Raw genomic sequence first — 23,465 nt, forward strand, 5'->3', positions numbered from 1 at the left:
CATATCTGGAGGCAACTCCCACCATTGTACCAGGATGACCGCTACAGAAAGAGGGGGATTGGCCATCTATACCGACGGGGCATCAAGGGGCAACCCTGGCCCCGCCGCCTTTGCCTATCTCTTCGTCAGGGACGGTGAGGTCGTCCACGAGGCCTCAGGGCGCGCCGGTGTCACCACCAACAACACCGCCGAATACATGGCCGTGATCCACGCCCTCGAAGAAGCCAGAGCATGGACCGACGGCCCGGTCGCCCTCTACTCAGACAGCCAGCTGGTGGTCCGCCAGCTGCGCGGGGAATACCGGGTGAACAAAGCACACCTCCGCACCCTCAAAGAAGAGGTCCTCGGCCTTGCCAGGGAGTTCAGCGCCGTCACCTTCTCCTCGGTACGGCGTTCGGACCACTATGTGAGCAAAGCCGACGCCCTCTGCAACCTCGAACTCGATAGAAGGGACAGGGAATGAACAGGACAGAGCAGCACGTCCCGGTGGTCTCGGCCTCAGAGATCGCCGAATACTCGTACTGTGCGCTCTCGTGGCAGTTCCAGCGGAACAAAACCGCCCCGGCCCCGCCGGTCACCCCGTCGGTCGAACGGGGCCGCCGGGTACATGCCGAGGTCGGCAGAACCCTCTCCCAGGTCGAACAAGAACGACGGATCTTCTGGCTCCTCACCGTCGTGGGGTATGCCCTCCTCGCCCTCGCCCTCATCGTCCTGCTGAGGGAGGGCGCCGTGAGCACAACGACAGTGGGAAACTACACCGGCATTCTGCTCCTCCTTCTCGGTGCCACCGCCTTCTTCACCTTCGCCCTCTGGAAATATTATCATACCAGGATGGTGCGCAAAGAGTTCGGGATCCCTGAAGGCGAACTCCTCTACTCAGACCTCGACGCCCCGTCCAGGGTGCTCTACTCAGAGGCGCACCAGATCTCGGGCAAGCCCGACTATGTGCTGAGAGACGAGATGACCGGGGCCTATATCCCGGTCGAGGTGAAGAGTGGACGGGCAAGAAAACCCTACTGGAACCATATCCTCCAACTCGCCGCCTACTGCATCCTTGTCGAGGAGCGCTACGGCACCTCGGTCCCGTACGGGACCCTGGTCTATGGGAACGGGGAACAGCACAGGATCGAGTTCACCCCCGACCTCAGGGCGCAGGTCCTTGCCACCGTGGACGAGATGCGGGCCTGCCTGGAGGACGGCGGGAGCGCGAGGCGGAACCACAACGCTGCAGTGCGGTGCCGGTCCTGCGCCTACCGGGAGGAGTGCGGGTCGGCCCTGGGAGATGAGTATCAATGATGGAACTGGTAGCGATCGGGACGATCAGGTCCCCCTACACCTCGCCAGAGGATGCCCCGCGTCAGGGGCGGCTGAACGATGTTGAATCCGAGATCGAAGTCTACCCCGCATATGCGGACGGGCTGGAAGGCCTCGGAGGGTGCGACCGCCTCGTCGTCCTCTACTGGCTGGACCGTGCCGACCGGGGCCTGCTCACGGCGACCCCGCCCGGCCAGACCCGTTCGCGCGGCGTCTTCTCGACCAGGTCCCCGCACCGTCCAAACCCCATCGCCCTCTCGGTCGTCGACCTCCTTGCAATCAATGGGCGGACCCTGCGGGTGCAGGGGCTTGAAGCCCTTGACGGCAGCCCGCTCCTCGACCTCAAGCCCCACCTGCCGCTGATCGAGATCCCGGGCACCTCTGACAGGTGAGGCAGACACGGCAGTTCATCCCTCTTCTCACCACCGCCGAGCCCTTGCGATCGCCTTCTGTGCGGTCTTCGTGTCCATGGCAGGGCTCGGCGTCATCAGTCCGCTCATGCCCTACTACGCCAGTGCGCTCGACGCTTCCGGTCTGCTCCTCGGGCTCATCTTTGCGGCCTTCCCGCTTGCCCGCGGGATCTTCTCCCCCTATGCCGGGGCCCTCTCTGACCGGGAGGGACGGCGGTGGTTCGTCGTCGCCGGACTCCTCGGGTTCGCGCTTGCCTCGGCGCTCTACCCCTTTGCGGCGACCGTCCCCACACTCTTCCTGGTGAGATTCCTCCACGGCGCCGCGGCCGCGGTGGTGATCACCGTGGCCATGGCAAGCATGGCCGAAGCGGCGGCGCCGGGCCGCGAAGGGATGGCGATGGGGATCTATCACACCGCGATCTACCTGGGCATGGCCACCGGACCGTTCATCGGTGGAGTGATCAGCGAGCATGCCGGGATGGAGGGGGCGTTTGCTGCGATGGCCCTGGTCGCCGGTGCGACCGGACTCCTTGCCATCGGTCTCCCCGGGGGGACGCCACGGACCGCCCCCGCCTCGTCGGGACACTCGTTCCGCGCGATCGCCACCGATCCAGGCATGAAGGGCATCCTGGTCTTCAGGGCGGTCCATGCCCTCGGGCGCGGCGGGATCCTCGCCTTTGTCCCGATCTTCGCCTCGACGCTCGCGATAGGGGCCACGGGTGTCGGCATCCTCCTCTTCGTCCATATCCTGGCCATCGCCGTCCTCCAGATCCCGTCAGGCGAACGGGCAGACCATGGCAACAGGAGAGGCCTGGTCTTCGCCGGGTCGGTCGTCTCCTCGGTGGCCCTCCTCCTCATCCCGTTCACCGGCGACTTCGTCACCCTCCTCCTTGCCTGCTCGCTGACAAGCCTCGGCACCGCCCTCTCCATGCCCGCGGCCGCCGCCATGGCAGTGCAGCGGGGGAAGGTCTGGGGGGTGGGGGCGTCGCTCGGGGTCTTCAACACCGCTTTTTCCATCGGGATGATCATAAGTCCCCTCCTCTCGGGAGCCGTCATGGACGTCGCCGGGGTCTTCGGGGTCTTCTGGACGGCCGGAACTCTCGGCCTCCTCGGAAGCCTCTACTTCTGGGTCATGTCGCGGGCAGCGGTGCCGCCCAGGTGATCCCGAGGGCCTCCAATTTTTCAGGCCCTGGGACCCCGTGCCGGTCCCAGCCGCGAGCCCGGTAATACTCCGAGAGCAGGGGCTCGCGTCGCCAGACCCTCCCTCTGGGTGCACCGTCGGTGAGCGGTTCGGCGAGCAGACGGGGCGGCAGGGTGTCGTCTGCACGCCTGAACCCGGCCCCCAGATTAAAGAGCCGCTGCAGGTTCCAGATCCGCTCGCCGGCCACCATCAGGTCGGCGGCGGTCACCTCCATCCCGGTCACCCCCCTGACCAGCGCCGCATAGTCGGCGGCGTCGAGAGCAAAGGAGGTGAAGAGACAGATCCCGATCGAGTCGATGGCGGCGGTGAGGTCCTGGAAGGCCTTCGTCCACCCGGCCTTCCCCTCATTGGTGAAGGGATCGAGGGCCTCGGGGAGACCGAGCACCTCAGGCGAGATGAGGTAGGCATAGACATGGTCACCGCCCCGCACCGAGGTGGCATAGGCCAGGCCGTGCCCCTGGAGCCCGCGGGGGTCGTAGGCCGGGAGGTCCTGCCCTTTCACACTCATCGAGAGTTCAGGGTGGCCGTGCCGCCGCGTAAAGGCGGCGCTCCCCTCGGCGAGTGCGTCGCCGATCCCCTGCCGCTCGCCAATCGCCTCGACCAGGCCGAGGACCTTCTCGCACTCCCCAAACCTGATCCCGGTGTCGAGGTATCCTCGCTCGTTCATCTCCATCGCCGCGGCGATCGTCCCCCCGACCGAGATGGTGTCGAGCCCCAGTTCGTTGCAGAGGTTGTTCGCCCTGATCACCAGCCCGAGGTCGTGGCACCCGATGTTCGGCCCGAAGGCCCAGACCGTCTCGTACTCAGGGCCGTCCCCCTCGACCCCGTCGATCTCGGTGAGCCTCCCGCAGCAGACCATGCATGAGTAGCAGCATTTCTTGCTCTTGAGGTACTGCTCCGCGAGTTCCTCGCCTGAGACCGCCCCGGCCTCAGGGTCGTAGCCGCGCTGGAAGTTCCTGGTCGGCAGGATGTGGTGCTCGTTGATGATGTTGACCAGGACCGCCGTCCCATAGGTCGGGAGACCGGTGCCGGTCACCGGGTTCTCCCTCAGTTTTGTCCTGACCGCCGCCTTCAGCCTCTTCAGCCCTTCGGGGTCGGCGACCTCGGTCTTCTGCTCGCCCCGTGCGGCGACGGCCTTGAGGTTCTTGCTCCCCATCACCGCCCCGACCCCGCCCCGGCCCGACGACCTGAAGGTCTCGTTCATCACCGAGGAGATCGGGCTCAGGCGTTCTCCGGCCGGACCGATACAGAGCACCTCGGTCGAGGGCCCGAGGGTCTCGGCCTCGATCGCCCGCACCGTCTCGCTCACCCGTTTCCCCCAGCACCCTGAGGCGTCCCTGATCTCAGCCTCCCCGTCATTGACCCAGAGATAGACCGGGCGCTCGGCCCGGCCAGTGACGATGATCCCGTCGAACCCGGCCCTCTTCAACTCCTTCCCAAAGAACCCCCCCGAGTTCGCGCTCGTGAGCGTTCTGGTCAGGGGCGACCTGGTGACGAGGTCGAAGCGTGACCCCAGGGGGACCCCGCTGCCGGTCAGCGGTCCGGTGGCGATGACCAACGGGTTTTCAGGGCTGAGCGGGTCGGTCGAGGCGTCGATCATCTCGGCGAGGAGCCTCACCCCCAGGCCCCGGCCACCCAGATAGTCGCGCTTCCATTCGTCTGGATAGGGGTGTGGTCTGCACCTCCCCGCGGTGAGGTCAACCTCGAGGAGACGGTCGGCATATCCTTTCATGTTCCCTCCTCTCTCCCCCTTGGGCGTCGTCGGCATGATAAAGGTAACCTGGCGACCATGTACGCGGGCAGGGCCGGGGATGCGCGGCGATCTGGTCTCTATCCTGACCCTGTTGCCTGGATCTAAACTATTTAAGGGCCGCGCAAACAGATACTTATAGAAGTGTTGAGAGCACACGAAATGAGGAGATAGTCATGGCAGAGAATCAGTCTCAACAGGGATCAGAGTGTGACGGCAACTGCAACTCATGCCCGAGCGCTCAAAAGGACGAGAACGGGCAGGCCACCTGCGGTCTCCCACCAAAGGTACAGATGAACGTGAAGCATGTGATCCTTGTCCTCTCAGGCAAGGGAGGGGTAGGCAAGACCACGGTCTCGGTCAACCTCGCCTTCGCCCTCGCAAACCGCGGCAAGGACGTCGGTCTCCTTGACCTGGACATCCACGGCCCCAACGTCCCAAAGATGGTCGGGGTCGAAGGGGAACGCCTGATGGTCGCGGGCAACAAGATCGAGCCAGTCCACGCGACCGGCAACCTCTCGGTGGTCTCGATGGAGTTCCTCCTGCCTGACGGCGAGACCCCGGTGATCTGGCGCGGGCCGATGAAGATGACGGCGATCAAGCAGTTCCTGGAGGACGTCAACTGGGGCGACCTCGACTACCTGGTCGTCGACCTCCCGCCAGGCACCGGCGACGAGGCCCTCTCCATCATCCAGCTCGCCCCGCAGATCGAGGGCGCGGTCATCGTCACCACCCCACAGGCCGTCTCGACAATGGACTCAAGCAAGGCGGTCCGCTTTGTCGAGAAACTCGACCTCAAGGTTCTCGGGATCGTCGAGAACATGAGCGGGCTCATCTGCCCGGACTGCGGCAAAGAGATCGACATCTTCGGCAAGGGCGGCGGCAAGACGGCGGCAGAGAAACTCGGCGTCCCGTACCTCGGGGCCATCCCGATCGACCCTGCGATGCGTGAGGCCGGCGACGAGGGCAGGCCGTTCATCAACATGCACAACGACTCGCCGTCCTGGAAGGCGATCGACGCCGTGATGGAGAACCTCGTCAAGAACGTCGAGGAGTAAATGGACCAGTATCTCCGGGTGCTCCAGGGGGCCGGCGAGCCCCTGGAGATCTATACCAGGATTGCTGCAGCCCTGGCAGACATCGCGACATTTGCCGACCGGGTTGAACCGATCGCCGCCGCAGCCTCTGCCCTCCCTGACCCTGACCTCGAGCACCTCCGCTTTGCCCTGGTGCGCCTCCAGGTCTATGCCGACATCCACCGCTACGAGAACATCGAACAGACGCAGTGGATGAAATACGTTGCCCAGGTCCTTGAGCGGGTCATCTATGGCTCGCTCATGCTGGAGTCAGAGAGTTCTTCAGGCGAATAGAGTCTCCTGATTCTTTCGTCTTTTTTCTTAGAATCGATCACTCACTCGAAGACCCCAGGGTCTTCTCAAACTCGCTGAAGTGTGTACCTCGATACATTCTGTGGAGTGGTAGAACCAGGCATGAGCCCCTGGATCACGCACCCAGGATGAAAATTATTGGAGTTCTCTGGAGTGAATGGACCCCCGTTTCTCTTTCCAGGAAAGACGCCACAGGGGAACACTGCTCCATTGCCGCCCTCGCCTCTTCTCATCGCCGGAGGTCCATGGGGATGAAAACCCCAGGCAAGAGACGCCAGGAAAGGTTCTGCGATTGAAGACGCTACCCCCTCCCGCCACCGAGTACCATCAGGGAGATCTCTCCTGAGCAGGACTCCCGATTTTTCTGTGCAGAGAAAATACTGTGCATTTTTTCTTCACCCGGCCCTGTAGAAATCCTCTTGATGAGGCGCTCCGGCGGGGAGCGTGCCGCCCCCGCGACACAAGAGGTCGAGGAGGGCGGCACTCTCGTCACAGTTGTCCATGATACCTTCCCGCCCCTATCTTCCCCCCGGGGGTTCAGGGGCAGCGCCCCCGGCAAGTGAGGGTTTCTACAAAGCCCTTCATCCTGTACCCTGTACCCCTGATGCCCCCTCAGGTCGCCGCCACGGCGCGATGGGACAGGAAGACAGATGATCAGAGAGGGACCGTACCAGATGGACAAAAGATTCTCAAAGTCGTATCTTCCAGAGAGGCGCCTGATCTTCATCCCATACTCACGTCCCCATCCCTCTCCCCCCGAACTCCAATCCAGACCCCCCCCGGGGAAACGCAGGTAGGAAGTTTCCTTCCTCCTTCGGCCGCCAGGAATTATCAATTGTATACCTCCCACAAATTCAGAATCGGGAGGCTCTTAAACAATATCGTTAATATATTATTATTCGGGCCATTCGGCACCTATAAGCCCGATTACAGTTAATCTCTAAAGGGTAACTGGTGAATCCACATGACCAATAAGAACCCCTTTGAAAACGTCAAGAAGCAGATCTGCTCGTGTACCGAATTCCTCGGCATACCCTCCAATGTCGAAGAGTTCCTCAAGACCCCGATGCGTGAGATCCACGTCGCCCTCCCTGTACGGATGGACGACGGCACCGTCCGCGTCTTCCAGGGTTTCCGTGTCCAGTACAACTGTGCCCTTGGCCCTGCCAAGGGAGGGATCAGGTTCCATCCCCACGAGACCATCGACACCATCCGCTCGCTCGCGGCCCTGATGACCTGGAAATGTGCGCTCCTCGACCTCCCGCTCGGCGGCGGCAAGGGCGGCATCATCTGCAACCCCAAGGAACTCTCAGAGGGTGAACTCGAACGCCTGAGCCGTGCCTATATCAGGGCGATCTACAAGGACATCGGCCCCGAATGCGACGTCCCGGCCCCTGACGTCTACACCAACGCCCAGATCATGACCTGGATGATGGACGAGTACTCGACCCTTGTCGGCCACAATGCCTGCGGGGTCATCACCGGCAAGCCGCTCCTCCTCGGAGGTTCGGCAGGCAGGGGCGACGCCACCGCCCGCGGCGGCTGGCATGTCCTCAGAGAGGCGGCAAAGGACCACGGGATCGACCTTACCCAGGCAAAGATCGCGATCCAGGGCTTCGGGAACGCCGGGTCGCACGCCGCCACCCTTGGCAGAGAACTCGGGTGCACCATCGTCGCGGTCAGCGACAGCCACGGTGCGGTCTACAACGAGGAAGGGCTCGACCTCAAGAAACTCGCCGCCCACAAGGCAAAGACCGGCTCGGTCAAGGACTTCGAGGGCGCCGAGACCATCACCAACGACGACCTTCTTGCCCTGAAGGTCGACATCCTCATCCCGGCGGCACTTGAGAACGCCATCAACGAGACGAACGCCGACAAGGTCCAGGCGACGATCGTTGGGGAACTTGCAAACGGTCCGATCTCGCCTGAAGGCGACGCAATCCTCTTCAAGAAGGGCATCACCGTTATCCCCGACTTCCTCTGCAACTCAGGCGGGGTAACAGTCTCGTACTTCGAGATGGTCCAGAACTTCTCCCTCGACCGCTGGGAGGAGGCCGACGTCCAGGCCCGTCTCGGCAAAAAGATGACCCGCGCCTACCACGAGGTCGCCGAGATCACCAGGGAGCACGGCATCTCCATGCGCCAGGCCGCCTACACCCTCTCCATGAAGCGCGTCGTCGACGCCATGAAGCTGCGTGGCTGGGTCTAAGTCGGTCTACCAGGCATACAATTCCACGCACTCTTTTTTTACCTGGAAAATGAAGGATCTCTGCACTGATCTCCTCATCCTCAGAGATTCTCAATTCATCCCCCAGATTGGTCGAGGATGACACAGACCAGGAGCATATCCCACCACTCTCCTGGGGTGAACGTCTCCTCCACCAGGGGGCGTGCCGCCCTCGATCACCAGATCTTCACTGTCCTCTCGCGCCGGGGGATTGCGCCCCCCGGACCCCCCACGACGAGAATCGGTGGGGGCGGCGAATGGAACACGTCCTCCACCTTTCAACCAATATTGAATAAAAAGCGGGCTCTGTAGAATTCTTCACTTCCTCTCGGTGCAAGGGTACCTCAATCGCCTTCCGACACAATCACGCCTCCAGGGCCACGATGGGGGCGGGAAGGCACTATCAATGATCATGAAGAGGGGATTGCTGTTCTCTGCCTATCCTCATGCGGGGGGTTCGGGGGGCGGCCAGCCCCCCGTCGAAGAGAACCATCAAGAGGGTTTCTCCAGAGTCCGACACCCCACTCTCATCCTCCTCTGATCGCAGGACTTTTTTGCCGGGGCGCGTCACATACCCCTGGTGAATCAGTCCAATGGCGCGTCTTACCTGGGAGACAAGGCTCGGGATCTTTCTGGTCCTGGCAAGTGTTGCGATCTACACGGCAAAATTCCTCGTCCTCGGCACCCCTGAGAACACCTACTACTACATCTTCAATGCCCTGGGGTTCCTCCCGATCAATGTCCTGCTCGTCACGCTCATCTTAAACCAACTCCTCACCGTGCGGGCACGGCGGGACAAACTCCAGAAACTGAACATGGTCATCGGGACTTTCTTCTCAGAGGTCGGGACCAGCCTGCTGGTCAGGCTCTCAGACCGCGACGCCGGTCTTGAAACGATCCGCTGCGACCTCATGGTCAGGGACGACTGGTCCGCGAAGGAGTTCGAGGAGGTGCGGGCCTGTATGGCCGACCACCCCTACGAGGTGAGAGTGGACGCCGACGAGCTGGACGTGATCCGGAGACTCCTGATCCAGAAGCGCCCCTTCCTCCTGCGCCTCCTCGAAAACCCGGTACTCCTCGAACACGAACACTTCACCGAAGTGCTGCGGGCGGTCTTCCACCTTGCCGACGAACTCGAACGGCGCGACGACCTTGCGCACACCCCTGAGACCGACCTCGCCCACCTGAACATCGACGTCAACCGTGCCTACCGCCTCCTGGTCGTCCAGTGGCTCGACTACATGGCATATCTCAAGGAACACTACCCGTACCTCTTCTCCCTCGCGATGCGGACCAACCCCTTCGACGAGAATGCCTCGCCGGTGGTGCGGGGGTGAGAAAAAAGTAGGAAAAAAGGGCTCTGTAGAAATCCTCACCAATTCTTGGTGCGAACGCGATTCAACCGCCTTCCTCCATCTTCTCGCCGGGGGCGCTGCCCCCGGACCCCCGGGATGAAGATAGGGGCGGGAAGGCACAATCAATGGCCATGAAGAGCGCACTGCCATCCCCCGCCTATCGCTCGCACGGGGGAACCGGGGGGCGGCACGCCCCCCGCCAGAGAGATCCATCCAGAGGATTTCTACAGAGCCGAAAAAAGAGCAGACCTCTGAAAAATGGCCCTGAAGAAATCCTCTCTCCTGATCTTTGTGCGGGGAGGACCGGTCGCTCGAAGATGAGCGGTGTATGATAACCCCCTCTTCAGGCTCTTTCCCCTCCTCTTCGAGGGGTGGCGATTGAACCACAACTCCCTGATCTCCCCTCGCGATTGAGAAAAAGTCGCTCACACTCTGAAACGCTGTTCAGAACAAAGATCAATCGCGTATGTGCGGGGCCTGAGGTTTCTGTCTGCTTTTACAGGATCCTTTCCACTTCATATTTTCGTCTCACCAGTCAGGAAGCAGCGCCCCATGTGCGGGTGGTGCGGGAGGGGAAGTGATCAGAACATTACTCTGACAGATCTATGAAGGTCTCTTCATATCGCTGAATATCGAAGAATACACCTCTCACCTGCTCCTCACGCCTCTTGACCCGTCCCATCGCCGCACCGGGGGCCCGGGGGCGGCACGTCCCCAGGCAGAGGGACCGCCGTCCTGCTCCACCTCTGAAGTGAGTTCGGCGATCACCTCAAAGATTATCTGGAAAGAACGCAGATCCAGGCCCGGGGGACGTACCAATCGAGACCAACACCACCAGGCAACGAACACTCATTATCTCAAACAGACTCCCGTACCACATCCACCATGACGGCGAAAAATACCGCGTGGAGCCAAGCATCGGCGGCCTTGCGACCGGACTTGCATCCTATTACCAGGAGCACAACTGCGCCTGGGTCGGGTGGCCAGGCCTCGACGCGGGAAGCCTCGGCGAGGAAGGGATGCGCACCGTCGCCGCTCTCCTTGAGGAACAGGCATGCCTCCCGGTCTTCCTCGACGCCGATGAGGTCGAGGGCTACTATGACGGCTTCTGCAACTCCACCATCTGGCCGCTCTTCCATTATTTCCACACCAGCAGCACCTGGGACCGCGCCTCATGGGAGACCTATCTCAGGGTGAACCAGGCTTTCTGCGAGGCGACCGTCAGGGAATACCGTCCCGGCGACATCATCTGGGTGCACGACTACCACCTCCTCCTCCTCCCTGCCATGCTCCGCAGGGCACTCCCAAAGGCCGCCATCGGGTTCTTCAACCACATCCCCTTCCCATCCTACGAGATCTTCAGGATCCTCCCCTGGCGCAGGGAGATCCTCGAAGGTCTCCTCGGCGCCGACCTCATCGGGTTCCACACCTTCGACTATGTCCGCCACTTCACCGACAGTGTCAGGCGGATCCTGGGGCACCAGCACACCTCAGGCGAGATCCTGACCGGCAACCGCCTGGTGAAGGTGGACACCTTCCCGATGGGCATCGACTATACCAGGTACTCGAAGGCGGTCGAAGAACCAGGAGTCAGGGAAGAGGCCGCACGGCTGCGCCGAAAATACGGCGGCAGACGGGTCATCCTCTCCTTCGACCGCCTCGACTACACCAAGGGGATCCCGCAGCGCCTGCACGCCTTCGACCTCTTCCTCCAGCGCCACCCCGAGTACAGGGACGAAGTGGTCCTTATCGTCGTCGCGGTCCCGTCCCGCACCGCGGTCCACAAATACCAGACTCTCAAGCGGCAGGTGGACCGACTGGTCGGCGAGATCACCGGGCGGCACGGCACCATCGACTGGGCCCCGGTCAGATACCTCTACGACGTCCTCCCCTTCGAGACACTCGTCGCCCTCTACCAGATCGCCGACGTCGCCTTCGTCACCTCTCTGCGGGACGGGATGAACCTGATGGCCAAGGAGTTCGTGGCCACCAAACACGACGGACTCGGGGTTCTGGTCCTGAGCGAGATGGCCGGCGCCGCCGCCGAACTTGGCGAGGCGGTCATCGTCAACCCCTTCAACACCGAAGAGATGGTCGCCGCCCTCGAAGAGGCCCTCACCATGCCAGAAAACGAACAGGTGCGGCGGAACCGCTGGATGCAGGAACGGCTCAGGCGTTACCATGTGCTCCACTGGGCCAACGACTTCATGCAACGCCTTGAGGCGACAAAGGTACGACAGAGAGAACTGGAAGCATCGCTCCTCTCGACCGAACAGAGAGAGACGATGGTCCAGAGGTACCAGGAGGCAGGGCGGCGTCTCCTCCTCCTCGACTATGACGGCACCCTTGCCCCGTTTGTCTCCAGGCCCGAGCATGCCGTCCCCGACCCTCCCCTCCTCTCCCTGCTCGGGGGCCTGGCCACCGAGAAGGGGACCGAGGTGGTGATGATCAGCGGCCGGGACCGCCGGACCCTGGCCGAGTGGTTCGGCAGCCTTGCCGTCGGGCTCATCGCCGAGCACGGGGTCTGGGCCTGCCGCCCTGGCGGCGAGTGGCAGCGGACCGCCCCTCTCCAGCAGGAGTGGAAGGAGGAGATCAGGCCGGTCCTTGAACGCTATGTCGACCGGACCCCAGGCTCGTTCATCGAGGAGAAAGACTTCTCCCTGGTCTGGCACTACCGGATGGCCGACCCCGACCTGGCCTCAGCACGCGTGAAAGAGTTGAAGAGTATGCTCTTTGACCTGACCGCCCACCGCGACCTCGACATCATGGAAGGGAGCCGGGTGCTCGAGGTGAAGAACGCGGGTTATAACAAGGGACGGGCGGCGGCTGAATGGCTTGACGACGGGCCATGGGATTTTGTCCTCGGCGTGGGAGACGACTGGACCGACGAGTATCTCTTCGAGGCTCTCCCTGAAGGGGCGTGCTCGGTCAAGGTCGGGATGGGGCTTTCCAAGGCCAGGATGCATGTACGGTCGCTCAGGGAGGTGCGGGCCCTCCTCGAAGACTGCCTCAGCCCCGAGGGCGGGCAAGAGATATAAGGGCGCGGGTGTCCCTGGGGATATAGGCGCGAGCGCCCTGGGGGAGACGGTATGCGAAGCCTGGACGACTATCATGGGATCGTGAGCGACCGGCAGATCTACGAGATCTACCAGAAGGCCAGAGGCCTGACCGGCAAACATGTCCTCTGCATCAACTCGACCTACCAGGGGGGAGGGGTGGCCGAACTCCTCTCCTCGATGGTCCCGCTCATGAACGACCTCGGCGTCGATATGGGGTGGCGGATCCTGCATGGCAACCCCGACTTCTTCACCATCACCAAGAAGTTCCACAATGCCCTGCAGGGTGCCGAGGTGAACCTCACCGAGATGAAGAAGAGCCTGTACGTCAGGGCAAGCGAGGACTTCAAGGTCTATACCCATATCGACCACGACTGCGTCATCATCCACGACCCCCAGCCTCTCCCTCTTGTCAGGTGCTGCCGGAAATTGCAGCCCTGGATCTGGCGCTGCCACCTCGACCTCACCAACCCGAACAAAGAACTCTGGGACTATCTCAAGCAGTACCTGCTGAGATATGACCTGATGCTCGTCTCCAACACGCGGTATCTCAGAGAGGACCTTCCTGTGGAGCAGCAGGTGATCCACCCGGCCCTCGACCCGCTTTCCCCAAAGAACATCGAGATCCCCCAGGACCTGGCCGAGCGCTACCTCGAAAAATTCGGCATCCCGACCGACAAACCTCTCATCACCCAGATCTCGCGGTTCGATACCTGGAAAGACCCCGAGGGCGTCCTGGAGGTCTATCAGGAGGTCGAGAAGGAGGTGGACTGCCGGCTTGTCCTCTGTGGGAGCATGGCGGCCGACGACCCGGAGGGGCAGGAGATCTTCGAGCGGGTGGAGCGCAAGGCGACGGAGCTCAGCACCAACGGCGACGTCATCGTCATCAACAGCGAGAACAACATCCTGGTCAACGCCCTCCAGCGGGCCTCGGACGTGGTGGTGCAGAAGTCGCTGCGCGAGGGGTTCGGGCTCACGGTCACCGAGGCGCTCTGGAAGGGGCGCCCGGTCGTCGCCTCGGCGGTAGGAGGCATCGGTCTCCAGATCACCGACGGCGAGAACGGGTTCCTGGTCGACCCTGAGGATATCTCGGGGTGCGCCGACCGCGTGGTCCAGGTGCTGCAGGACGAGGGTCTGGCCAAGCGTCTGGGGAAGAACGCGAGGAGGACGGTGAAGGAGAAGTTCCTGATCACGCGGCTGCTCGGCGACTGGCTTGATGTGCTGAATGATGTGATCTTGTGAAGAGGGGCTCTGTAGAACTGCTCATGAAGCGGAAGCACACCTCAAGCATATGGGATGAAAATTTCTCGTCGCTTGCGCTCTCTCTTTTCAAGACTGAAGAGTCGATGAAGGCCTTGTTCCATCGCCGTCCCCGCCTATCCTCATCGTGGGGGGTCCGGGGGTGTTCTCGAAGATCGGCTCTGTAGAAATCCTCTTGATGAATCTCTCTGGCGGGGGGCTTGGCCGCCCCCCGAACCCCCCGCGCCACGACAGGTCGAGGACGGCAGCACCCTCTTTATGGTCATCTATTCTGCCTTCCCGACCCTATCGTGGTCCCAGGGGTCCGGGGGCAGAGCCCCCGGCCAAAGGGGTAGGAAGGTGGGTGGCACACGTCTCCCCCACACAAGAGGTGAGGGTTTCTACAGAGCCCAAAGATCAAAGATCCACAGAAGATCGAAGATCTTCCTATCATCAGGAATCTTCGATTCTCTCTGTTCTCAAGCTCCTTCCAGTCGCATCCCCCGGATCCCCGGAATGAAGATAGGGCAGGGAAGGCAGAGAGTCTGATTGTTCAGAAGGCGGTTTTGTTCTCCGCATGTCAGGTATGAGAGAAATCTGTCTGTTCAAGTTCTCATCCATACCTCCAGAATTGAACGTCCGGATCATTTCCCATCCCGTATGCGTGAACCCAGGGTTCATGCTCGATTTTACAGATCCAAAAAAAGAAAAAAAAGAAAATTAGTGTTTCCTTGCCAGGAGGGCGGCGGCACCGGCCGCGACAAGGGCCGGCCAGAGCGGCAACGGGGCCTTCTGGGTCGGCGTCTGCGCCGGCGTGGCCGTCTCTTCTGGTTCGGTCACGGTGACGGTCTGGGTGACCGTCGGGGTGACGTTCTCCTCTGCCCCATGGGCGGCCGACGCGGTCGTGCCGACCGCGATGGCGAAGGTCGAGAAGCCGTCGGTCTCGGCGGAGAAGAGGGCCTGCCCGTATTCCTCGCCAAGTACGGTCGTCTTGAGCGTCTCCCAGGCGGTGCCGTCATACCTCAGCATGACAACGTCCTCTGCCGTGCACTCATGCTCCTTGAGCCATGAGGTCGGGACACCGAAGTGCATGGTGACGTCCTTCACACGCTCTGCAGGCACGTGACGGAGCGAGGCCTCCATACAGGCATAGACCTCGCCTTCATACTCCGCCGGCATCGAAGCCCTCTCGATGATGACCATCAGGTCGCCGACCGCCTCGTCGGCGGTCAGCGCCACCTCGGTGACCGGCATATTGCCGTTCATCGTGAGGGTGACATTCTCCCCTGCTTCGAGGGTGCCTGCGGTACCCACTGAGGTGCTGGACCGGCCGCCGCCTCCATTCGAGGAGGAGACAGGGGCTGAGGTCGGTTCAGGAGTCGTGGGCTCGGGAGTCGGTTCAGGAGTCGTGGGCTCGGGAGTCGGTTCAGGAGTCGTGGGCTCGGGAGTCGGTTCAGGAGTCGTAGGCTCAGGAGTCGGCGTGACCGGTATCGCAGAGACCGCCACAAGCCCGAACTCGCAGAAACCCTCAGGCGAGACGGCGGCAAAGGTGGTCATGCCGCCTTCGGTCCCCTGGACATGCGTCTGGAGGAAGGCCGTAGTCCCATCGTCCCCATAGCGTACGATCGTGACATTCTCCGCACCGCCGTGCGCCTCCACCCATGCGGTCGGGGCGCGTATCAGCACCGTGGCGCTGGTGATCTCCTCCCCGTCGGTGAGTCCAGTGGTCTGGACCTGGAGGGCGGCGGCAAGGGCATCGATCGTCAACCCATTCTCTGCAGCCGCATCCTCGAAGCCCTTCATCGCGTCGCCGCTGGCCCTGATCCTCAGGGCCGTGGTGACCGCCGCGCCTTCTGGCATACTGTCGAGGTCTGCCATGACCGAGCCATGGACCTCGCCGGTCTCGTCTGACCTGACCGCAAGCGACCTGGTCTGGAGGAGGATGCTCTCAACAGTAGCGTTGATGACGCCGTCTTCCTCGGTCACCTCTCCTGCGGTCCCGATGATCAGGTCAAAGGATCCCTGGTGAAGCGTGATACCCTTCCTGTCCTCAGAAATCTGGACATCTCCAGAGGCCTCGACCGAGACATTCTCACCATCGAAGGTGCATCCCGGCACGTCAAGGTTCACCTTCTCGACCTGCTCGGTCTCGCCGGCCGGAGTGACCTTGACACTGCTCGTGTTCGCCCTGGTGGTGACCAGGTCGCCGCCGTCGGCATCGATCTGCCGCACGGCGATCTGGAGATCTGAAGACCCACCGATGAGGGCTTTCACCCTCACCGTGCCGAGCACGACGTCCTCGTCGCCTGCACGGACAGCGTCCTCCAGGTCGACCGCCCGCATCATAAGACCGCCGTCGGTCTCGCGCGAGAGGTTGAGCGTCGCCCAGGCCGGGAAGGAAGCGCCGGTGACGGTGGCGATCTCAGGGTCGGCGACCGAGACGTCCATCTCATAGCCGGCAAGCCCCCATGGGGCGCGGCTCATCGTGATGGCAACCTCGGTCTCGTCGCCCGAATTCAGGGAGGCCTGGTCGGTGCTGAACGAGAGCTTCGGCTCCTCGTAGACCGTGTAGGCCTTCAGGCAGACATTGGTGTTGGGAGCGTTGACAGTGAGGTCTTCCCACTCAACCCCGTCAGCGCTGATATAACTCTCGCCTGCCGACGCCTCTGCGCCGGTCGAGAACCCTGCGATCGGTCGCTCGACCGCCAGGGGCTGGTAGTAGTTCGGCGTCGTGAGTTTCATGACCACCGAGAATGTCTGGCCAGGCACCAGGGGCACCGGCGTCGTGAGCGGGTGGGTGTGGTAGCCAGGCAGGACCTGGGTGCCTGAGATGGTCGTCACCGGACCGTCTGCCGAGATGGGGCCGTCGGTCGGGTCGACATAGACCGAGACCTCGTAGGCGGCGTTCGGCGCCGGGGTGAAGAACCCGACCGCCCCAAGGCTGTTGCCCGAGGTGGCGGTGAAGACGTTGGCGGCGTACGCCGTCTCGCTCCCAAGCCCGAGTGCCGAAGTCCATCCCAGCGGGTCGTGGTAGTAGACGTCGCGGTAGTTGTCGGTATCTTCTGCCGTGAAGACCGCCTTGCAGCCGCGGTCGGCGTCATAGTACGACTGGTAGAAGTAGCCGTCGTCGCCCCAGTCAGCGTTCCATGAGTTCCTCACGATGAACGCACCGTCACCCGGTGGGGTGAAGGTGAAGTTGTCCTTGCTGTAGGTATCGTCCCAGCCCACGATCAGGACGGCGTGGCCGCCGCCGACGAGCCAGGGGTCATAGTAACTTGCATGCTCTTCGTCGTAGAACCCGTTCGACCAGTACATCGAGGAGTAGACCCCGCCGTGCTCCTTGACCGCCTGCTTGATCAGGGTGACATTGGCACGCTCGGTCCGCTTGGGGAGGAAGTCCACGTCCTGGACATGCTTCTGGACAGTGAGGCCGGTGGGGGAGACGCCCGAGGCCTCGCGGTAGGGATCGTCGGACTCGTTCACCGGGCCAGACCAGCGGGAGAAGTAGGCGGTGGCCATGTAGGCGTTCCCACCCTCTTTGTAGGTATAGTCCAGACCATGGGTGTTTTTCAGGTTGTTCTCAGAGAAGTCCCAGACCTCGCCTGGGAGGAGGGTGGACTCAAGGGAGCCCATGGCCGCAAACGACCAGCAACTCCCGCAGTGGCCCTGGTCCTTCACCGAACCGACGCGGCCTTCGTCGCGGAGGTCGTAACGGCTCTCCGAGGGGGCGGGATTGAAGGCCGAGGTGGTCTGCACCTCGCTCTCTTCAGGCCAGGCAACGGTCACCGGCGAGGGGATCTCGCCGCAGAGTGCGTCGGTGGGGTCGCCTTCTTCGATCGGGGCGGCGGCCGACATCATCATGCGTTCGGTCGGGGCCTCTTTCTCCTCAAGATATTGTACAAACTCAGGGTTGAGCGGTGCCTCGGTCACCTCCAGTGCGGAGGCCGCCGGGGCCGCGACCCAGAGAAGGAGACAGGCGCAGAGGAATGCGCCTGCCAGACCTTTCAGTATGTTGAAATTCATGTCTCCAGCCACCTGTCTCATATGGTGTCGGTCTCCATGGCGCGGTAGACCGTCACGACGTCGTCGAAGTCGGTCCGGCCGTTGCCATTGTAGTCAAAGACCCGCGGGTTCTTCTGCGAGAAGATGCTCTCGAAGTGTTCGAAGTAGACCCTGACATCGTCGGTGTCCAGGGTACCGTCGCCGTTCACGTCCTCGAAGAGGCCGTCGCCGTCACGGTCGCCAGGGTTGTAGGTGCACCCAGGGAAGGGCGAAAGTCCGACGACGTCGATGGCGCCCGGCTTACAGACCACGGCGGTCTCTTCACCGGCGTCGGTATAGATGACGACCTCGCTGGCCTCTATCCCGCTCATACCGTCGGTGAGGCCCTTGACCTTCAGGGTGGCGAGGACGACGTTCTCCGCGCCCGCCTCGACGGTGTTGCCGTCGTCGGTCGCGTCGAAGGTGATGGTGGTGCCGGGCACGCCTGACCACCCGGATGCGCCCGCCAGGAAGGCAAAGTCAACGCCGGTGATCAGGGCGTTCGTGCCCTCAAGGCTGACCGTGAGGCTGACATTCTTCAGGCCGTCAGGGAGATGGTCGGCGACGATGGCGACCTCACGCTCGGTGCCGGCGGCGACCGTCGCCGTGGCCGGCGCAAACGAGATCACCGGGGCGATGTTGGTGAGGGTGACATTGTCGAGCCATCCGCAGTCCTCGCCCGCGGCATCGTCGTATGAACGCTTCTCGTACATCCACCGCAGGGTGTGCTCGCCCTTCGCCAGGGTGTACTTCGCGGGCTGCAGACCCTCGCCGGTGCCGGCGATCTCGTCCTGCACTTCGCCATCGATGGAGAAGGAAAGGGTGTCTGAAAACTTCATCGAGAAGCCCTCATAGGAAGAGATCCCCCAGTCGAAGGTGAGGTTCTTGGGACCGGTGACCGTGGTCTCGATCCAGGTCTGCTGGTTGCGGTCGATCGCGCCGCTCTGTCCACCGCTCCCGCCGGTGAAGGATTTGTTCAGCTGGACAAACCATGGGGCGTCGCCGCCGGTCGTCCAGACGAGGTCTTCGGCGTCGAGGGCCTCTTCGAAGATCGGGGTGACGGTGATGTAGCCGTTCTTGACCTCGATCTGGCCTTCAGGGGCGGTGTCCTTCTGCACGATGAGGGTGACATTGTAGACGCCTGGCGTGGTGTAGGTGTGCGTCTGGTTCCTGCCGACCGCCGACTCCTTGTCGCCGAAGTCCCAGGCCCAGTGGGTCGGGTTCCCGGTCGAATATCCGGTGAAGTCCACGGTGAGCGGGACCTCGCCCCAGGTGACGTTGCCGACGAAGTCGGTGTCGTCGATCCTGGTGAAGGTGACATTGTCGACCCAGCCGCAGTCCTCCATCATACCCTCACCAGAACCCTTCTCATACACCCACCTGACGGCGTGCGTGCCGAACCCCAGCCTGTACTCTTCCTCGGACCAGTTCTTGGGGAAACTGCAGATTTTCTTCTCCTCTTCACCGTCAATGAGGAACCTCAGGTAGTCGTAACTGGGTTCAGAGGAGACATTCCAGGCAAAGGTGAGGTAGCCGGGCCCGGTGATGTTCGCCTGGAGCCAGGACTCCTGGTTGCTGCCGATGACACCGCTCCGTGCCGAGGTGGTGCCGGTGTGGACGCAGTCGACGTCGACGAACCATGGGGCGTTGCCGCCGGTGGTCCACTCGAGGTCAGGGGCCTCGACGGCCTCTGGGAGGGTGGCGAAGGGGACAACCGCAATAGTCTGCGTCGTGCTGCTGGTGCCGGCGTCGTTGGTGACCGTCAGGCTGACCGGATACTCCCCGACCTCCTCGTAGGTGTGGGTCGGGTGCCGCTCGTCAGAGGTCGCACCGTCGCCGAAGTCCCAGGACCATGCGGTCGGGCACCCTGCAGAGGTGTCGTTGAACTGCACCGTCGCCGGGGCCATCGCCCGCGTCACATTGACCTCGAAGGCGGCCGTCGGCTTGATGGCGCCTTCGGTGTAGGTGACATTGTCGAGGTGACCGCAGTCGCCCTCTCCATACCGGTGTTCGTTGGTGTAGGTCCACCTGAGGGCGTGTTCGCCGGGCGGAACCTCGTAGTAGACGCCAGGCCAGTACTTGCCCTCCTGGGTCCCCTTGATATGAGACACATCGGTCCCGTCGGCCGAGAAATTCAGGAGTCCGCTGTAGATAAAGGCCGTGGCATTGATGTTCCAGTTGAAGGTGAGCACGCCAGGACCTTTGACCGTGGCCTCGATCCAGGTGGCGTTGTCTTCTGAAGAGATGACGCCGCTCCTCACGGAACTCCCGCCTGTCAGGGCGCAGTAGAGGTCGGTGAACCAGTCGGCGTCGCCGCCGGTCGTCCAGGTAAGGCCAGGGGCCTCGACGGCCTCGCCGAGCGAGATGGGCTCGACGACCTTCACCGTCTTTGTCACGGTGTCGGTGCCAAAGACGTCATTCCCGTCGGCATCTCTGCCAGCGATGTTGGTGACCGTCAGACTGACCTGATACTCGCCGGTATTCTCATAGACATGGACCGGCCGCTCGGCCGCACTCGGCGCCGAACCGTCGCCAAAGTCCCACTCCCATTTTATTGGGTATCCAGTGGAGTTGTCGGCAAACTGCACGGCCAGGGGCGCCATGCCGCGGTACTCGGTCACATTGGTGACGAAGTCCGCGACCGGGTCGCCGCCGCCGTAGGTGTAGGTGACATTGTCGAGCCACCCGCCGTTCTCCTCGGACTCGGTCATGAACGTGGAGTAGGCCCAGGTGAGGGCGTGGGTGCCGTGGCCGATGTGGTAGGTCTCATGGCGCCAATCCCTGTCGTGCTGGATCTTCTCATAGAGGTCGTCGTACTGGTCGGCGTCGTCGACCACGAACTCCATCTTGCCCATCGGCATCCCGGAGACCCTGCCCGGGTTCACCTTCCAGTCAAAGGAAAGGATACAGGGACCGTCGACGCTGGTCCTGACCCAGGAGTTCTCACCATATTCCAGCGCACCGGCACTCTTGCCGGCGCAGGCACCGACATACTCGGGGCCCTTCACGACCGACCAGGTGGCATTGCCGCCGGTGGTCCACGCAAGGTCAGGGGCGTCGAGGGCCTCTGGAAGGGTGACCTCGCCGACCGAATGGATGTAATCGGTCTTTGTCTCGGTCTCCTCCACGCCGTCTCTGGTGACGGTCAGGGAGACGTCGTAGGTACCAGGCGCAAAGGTGTGAACTGGATTTTTCTCATCAGAGGTCGTGCCGTCGCCGAAGTCCCAGTGCCAGGCGGTGATCGCCCCGGTGCTCTGGTCGGTGAACTGCACGCTGAGCGGGGCTTCGCCGCCGGTGGTGTTGGCGGTGAAGGCAGTGGCGATATGCTGAGTGTAGGAGACGTTGTCGAGCCAGCCGCAGTCTTCGCCCTCAGGCTCATCAGTGAACCGGAAGTAACACCACTTGAAGGTGTGCGTGCCAGGGGCGATCTCAGCGGTACACTCCTCCCAGGCGTGGTCTGTGCCGTTGATGCTGGAAATGACATTCTTGTCTTCATCAATTGCGAAATAATAGTATTCCTCAGTGTTGGAGGAGACATTCCACCAGAAGGTGATGGTGCCCGGACCGGTGACGCTGGTGAGGAGATCTGATTCCTGGCAACGGTATTCAAGCGGACCGCTCCGTGCGCACCCGCCGCCTTTCACGCCGTTCTCGGTGTCGATGGTCCACTCAGATGCACCGGCGGAGGCCCACTCAAGGTTCGGAGCGTCGAGGGCCTCTTTGAGGCTGGTGGGCGCGGACACGGTCTCCGGGGTGAAGACGACATGGTCGAGCCATCCGCAGTCTTCGCCGGCACAATCACCGCTCATGTCGAGGTAGGTCCACCGCAGGGCGTGTTCGCCCTCGCCGATCGCAAAGGACTCACTCGTCCAGGTGTAGTCCTCGCCGGCGATGTTCTTCTGAGTCTCGCCGTCGATGGTGAACCTGAGGAGGTCAGAAGAGTAGGGGTCGTTGAGGTCGTCGCTCTCGTCGTAGTATGACGAGACATTCCAGGCAAAGTTCAGGGTGCCAGGGCCGGTGACCGTGGTCTCGATCCAGGAGCCGTCAGAGCCGTAGAGGGCCTCGCCGCTCCTGGCGCAGCTGCCACCGACGCCGTTTCCTACCTCGACGACCCAATTGTCGTCGCCGCCGGTGGTCCATTCGAGTTCAGCGGCGTCGAGGGCCTCGCCCAGGGTGGGCTCTGGGGGCTCTGGCGGTTGTGTGGAGGCGAAGGTGACGTTGTCGAGCCATCCGCCATTCTCGGGTTTGTCGCTCATCTTGGCCGAGTAGGTCCACCGCAGGGTGTGCTCGCCCTCACCGAGGTCGAAAGACTCATGGGCCCAGTCGCTGGTCGCCTTGATGATCTTGTAGTCCTCGTCAGAAGAAGTGGCACCGTCGATGGAGAACTCCAGGCTGCCCTGTGAAGAGAAGATGTTCTGGATGTTCGCCTTCCAGTCGAAGGAGAGGGTGCCAGGCCCGGTGACGCTGGTCTCGATCCAGGTGGACTTGGAACTGGAGAGTGCACCACTCCTGGCACTGTTCCCGTCGGTCACTCCGTCCTGAATATCCACGCTCCAGTTTGCGTCGCCGCCGGTGGTCCAGGTAAGTTCAGGAGCGTCGAGGGCGTCACCAAGGGGAGGTTTTTCAGGCGCTTCTCCGGGTGTGAAGGAGACGGCGTCGAGCCAGCCGCAGTTCTCGCCTGCTGAACCCATTTTATGGAAGTGCCACTTGAGCTCGTGCTCGCCTTCTGGAACAAAAACCGACTCCTCTTTCCAGGAGTTCTCTGTCCCGGCAATCGTCTTCAGATCTGCCCCATCAAGGGCAAAGCTCAGCGAACTGCTATCTGAGCAAGAAGCATCCCAGGAGAAGGAAAGAGTGCCAGGACCAGTAATAGTGGTCTTGATCTCAGAGTCTCCAATGAACCCAGAAAGTTCACCACTCCGGGCAGAACTTCCGCCTTTCACGGCGTGTTCGGTATCGACCGTCCAATCGACATTGTTGCCGGTCGTCCATACAAGGTCAGGGGCGTCGACCGCCGCCCCGAGGCCCGTGTCCTCTGCAGCCGCGGGCATGACCATCACACAGAAGAGGAGGAGGATGGCCACGGCCATGGCGGCCGCGTGAGTATATGTGTCTTGTTGACTTCGGTACATGGTTTAACCTGTTTGATGAATTTGATTACATGAGGTACCTCAGTATATAGTGAAATAAGCTTCTAAACCGCCCCAAGTGACGAAAAAATCTATAATAGTGATTTGAATAATAGATGGGGATTTAACCGGGTTCACTTAACTCCGTCTACATGGCCCAAAAATCGATGAGATTCAACCACCAGACCACGGCCATCCAGGGAAGAATCATGGCATAAAAGGTCGAGGTCAGCCGAAGAGAAGGGGGAAATGCCAGGTCCATCTCCCGGCGGCCCAACTATCTACCGCCATGACGGAGACGGAGGGAAGAGCCACCGGTGAGAGGGGCGCAGTACTCGATTGATAGGAAGATCAA

13 protein-coding genes are annotated in these 23,465 nt (G+C 62.1%); 10 read left to right on the top strand and 3 right to left on the bottom strand.

Annotation, left to right across the window (positions count from 1 at the left end):
• The first annotated feature begins 58 nt into the window (after positions 1-58).
• The 4 genes from J2129_RS07515 to J2129_RS07530 are packed head-to-tail and all read left to right on the top strand — an operon-like array spanning position 59 to position 2,886.
• Entirely contained in the window at positions 59-463 is a 405-nt protein-coding gene (locus tag J2129_RS07515; protein ID WP_245320680.1) for a ribonuclease HI family protein, read from the top strand.
• On the top strand, positions 460-1,296 hold the full coding sequence (gene cas4, locus J2129_RS07520) for a CRISPR-associated protein Cas4 (protein ID WP_209630277.1): 837 nt from the start codon (positions 460-462) through the stop codon (positions 1,294-1,296). The genes J2129_RS07515 and cas4 overlap by 4 nt, the downstream gene beginning before the upstream one ends.
• The gene (tsaA, locus tag J2129_RS07525; protein WP_209630278.1) at positions 1,293-1,706 is read left to right on the top strand and encodes a tRNA (N6-threonylcarbamoyladenosine(37)-N6)-methyltransferase TrmO; all 414 of its coding nucleotides are present in this window, start codon (positions 1,293-1,295) and stop codon (positions 1,704-1,706) included. Before cas4 ends, tsaA begins: the two co-directional genes overlap by 4 nt.
• A 49-nt stretch (positions 1,707-1,755) precedes the next feature.
• Complete coding sequence (locus J2129_RS07530) at positions 1,756-2,886, top strand: MFS transporter (RefSeq protein WP_348632336.1); 1,131 nt, start codon at positions 1,756-1,758, stop codon at positions 2,884-2,886.
• On the opposite strand, the gene J2129_RS07535 is transcribed toward J2129_RS07530, so the two are convergent.
• Entirely contained in the window at positions 2,855-4,657 is a 1,803-nt protein-coding gene (locus J2129_RS07535) for an aldehyde ferredoxin oxidoreductase family protein (RefSeq protein ID WP_209630280.1), read from the bottom strand. The two genes, J2129_RS07530 and J2129_RS07535, sit on opposite strands and share 32 nt — an antisense overlap.
• A 194-nt stretch (positions 4,658-4,851) precedes the next feature.
• Here J2129_RS07535 and J2129_RS07540 point away from each other — a divergent pair, with 194 nt between their 5' ends.
• From J2129_RS07540 to J2129_RS07565, 6 genes are all read left to right on the top strand, one after another.
• Positions 4,852-5,733: an Mrp/NBP35 family ATP-binding protein gene (locus J2129_RS07540; RefSeq protein ID WP_209630281.1), complete on the top strand. Its 882-nt coding sequence runs from the start codon at positions 4,852-4,854 to the stop codon at positions 5,731-5,733.
• Positions 5,734-6,045: a hypothetical protein gene (locus J2129_RS07545; protein WP_209630282.1), complete on the top strand. Its 312-nt coding sequence runs from the start codon at positions 5,734-5,736 to the stop codon at positions 6,043-6,045.
• Between the two features lie 982 nt (positions 6,046-7,027).
• Positions 7,028-8,272: a Glu/Leu/Phe/Val dehydrogenase gene (locus J2129_RS07550; protein WP_209630283.1), complete on the top strand. Its 1,245-nt coding sequence runs from the start codon at positions 7,028-7,030 to the stop codon at positions 8,270-8,272.
• Between the two features lie 611 nt (positions 8,273-8,883).
• Positions 8,884-9,627, top strand: coding sequence for a hypothetical protein (locus J2129_RS07555; RefSeq protein ID WP_209630284.1), 744 nt, complete (start codon positions 8,884-8,886; stop codon positions 9,625-9,627).
• An 869-nt stretch (positions 9,628-10,496) separates the two neighbouring features.
• Entirely contained in the window at positions 10,497-12,683 is a 2,187-nt protein-coding gene (locus J2129_RS07560; protein WP_348632337.1) for a bifunctional alpha,alpha-trehalose-phosphate synthase (UDP-forming)/trehalose-phosphatase, read from the top strand.
• Between the two features lie 51 nt (positions 12,684-12,734).
• Positions 12,735-13,943, top strand: coding sequence for a glycosyltransferase (locus J2129_RS07565; protein WP_209630285.1), 1,209 nt, complete (start codon positions 12,735-12,737; stop codon positions 13,941-13,943).
• A 717-nt stretch (positions 13,944-14,660) separates the two neighbouring features.
• On the opposite strand, the gene J2129_RS07570 is transcribed toward J2129_RS07565, so the two are convergent.
• Complete coding sequence (locus J2129_RS07570; RefSeq protein WP_209630286.1) at positions 14,661-17,963, bottom strand: lectin like domain-containing protein; 3,303 nt, start codon at positions 17,961-17,963, stop codon at positions 14,661-14,663.
• 17 nt (positions 17,964-17,980) lie between these two features.
• Positions 17,981-23,113, bottom strand: coding sequence for a PKD domain-containing protein (locus J2129_RS07575; protein ID WP_209630287.1), 5,133 nt, complete (start codon positions 23,111-23,113; stop codon positions 17,981-17,983).
• Between the last annotated feature and the right edge of the window lie 352 nt (positions 23,114-23,465).

It is taken from the genome of Methanofollis sp. W23, assembly GCF_017875325.1.
GTDB lineage: Archaea > Halobacteriota > Methanomicrobia > Methanomicrobiales > Methanofollaceae > Methanofollis.

Coding starts and splice junctions, on each gene's coding strand:
- J2129_RS07555 (WP_209630284.1), top strand. CDS start 8,884: ATGGCGCGTCTTACCTGGGAGACAAGGCTCGGGATCTTTCTGGTCCTG.
- J2129_RS07540 (WP_209630281.1), top strand. CDS start 4,852: ATGGCAGAGAATCAGTCTCAACAGGGATCAGAGTGTGACGGCAACTGC.
- cas4 (WP_209630277.1), top strand. CDS start 460: ATGAACAGGACAGAGCAGCACGTCCCGGTGGTCTCGGCCTCAGAGATC.
- J2129_RS07545 (WP_209630282.1), top strand. CDS start 5,734: ATGGACCAGTATCTCCGGGTGCTCCAGGGGGCCGGCGAGCCCCTGGAG.
- J2129_RS07575 (WP_209630287.1), bottom strand. CDS start 23,113: ATGTACCGAAGTCAACAAGACACATATACTCACGCGGCCGCCATGGCC.
- J2129_RS07570 (WP_209630286.1), bottom strand. CDS start 17,963: ATGAATTTCAACATACTGAAAGGTCTGGCAGGCGCATTCCTCTGCGCC.
- J2129_RS07550 (WP_209630283.1), top strand. CDS start 7,028: ATGACCAATAAGAACCCCTTTGAAAACGTCAAGAAGCAGATCTGCTCG.
- J2129_RS07535 (WP_209630280.1), bottom strand. CDS start 4,657: ATGAAAGGATATGCCGACCGTCTCCTCGAGGTTGACCTCACCGCGGGG.
- J2129_RS07565 (WP_209630285.1), top strand. CDS start 12,735: ATGCGAAGCCTGGACGACTATCATGGGATCGTGAGCGACCGGCAGATC.
- tsaA (WP_209630278.1), top strand. CDS start 1,293: ATGATGGAACTGGTAGCGATCGGGACGATCAGGTCCCCCTACACCTCG.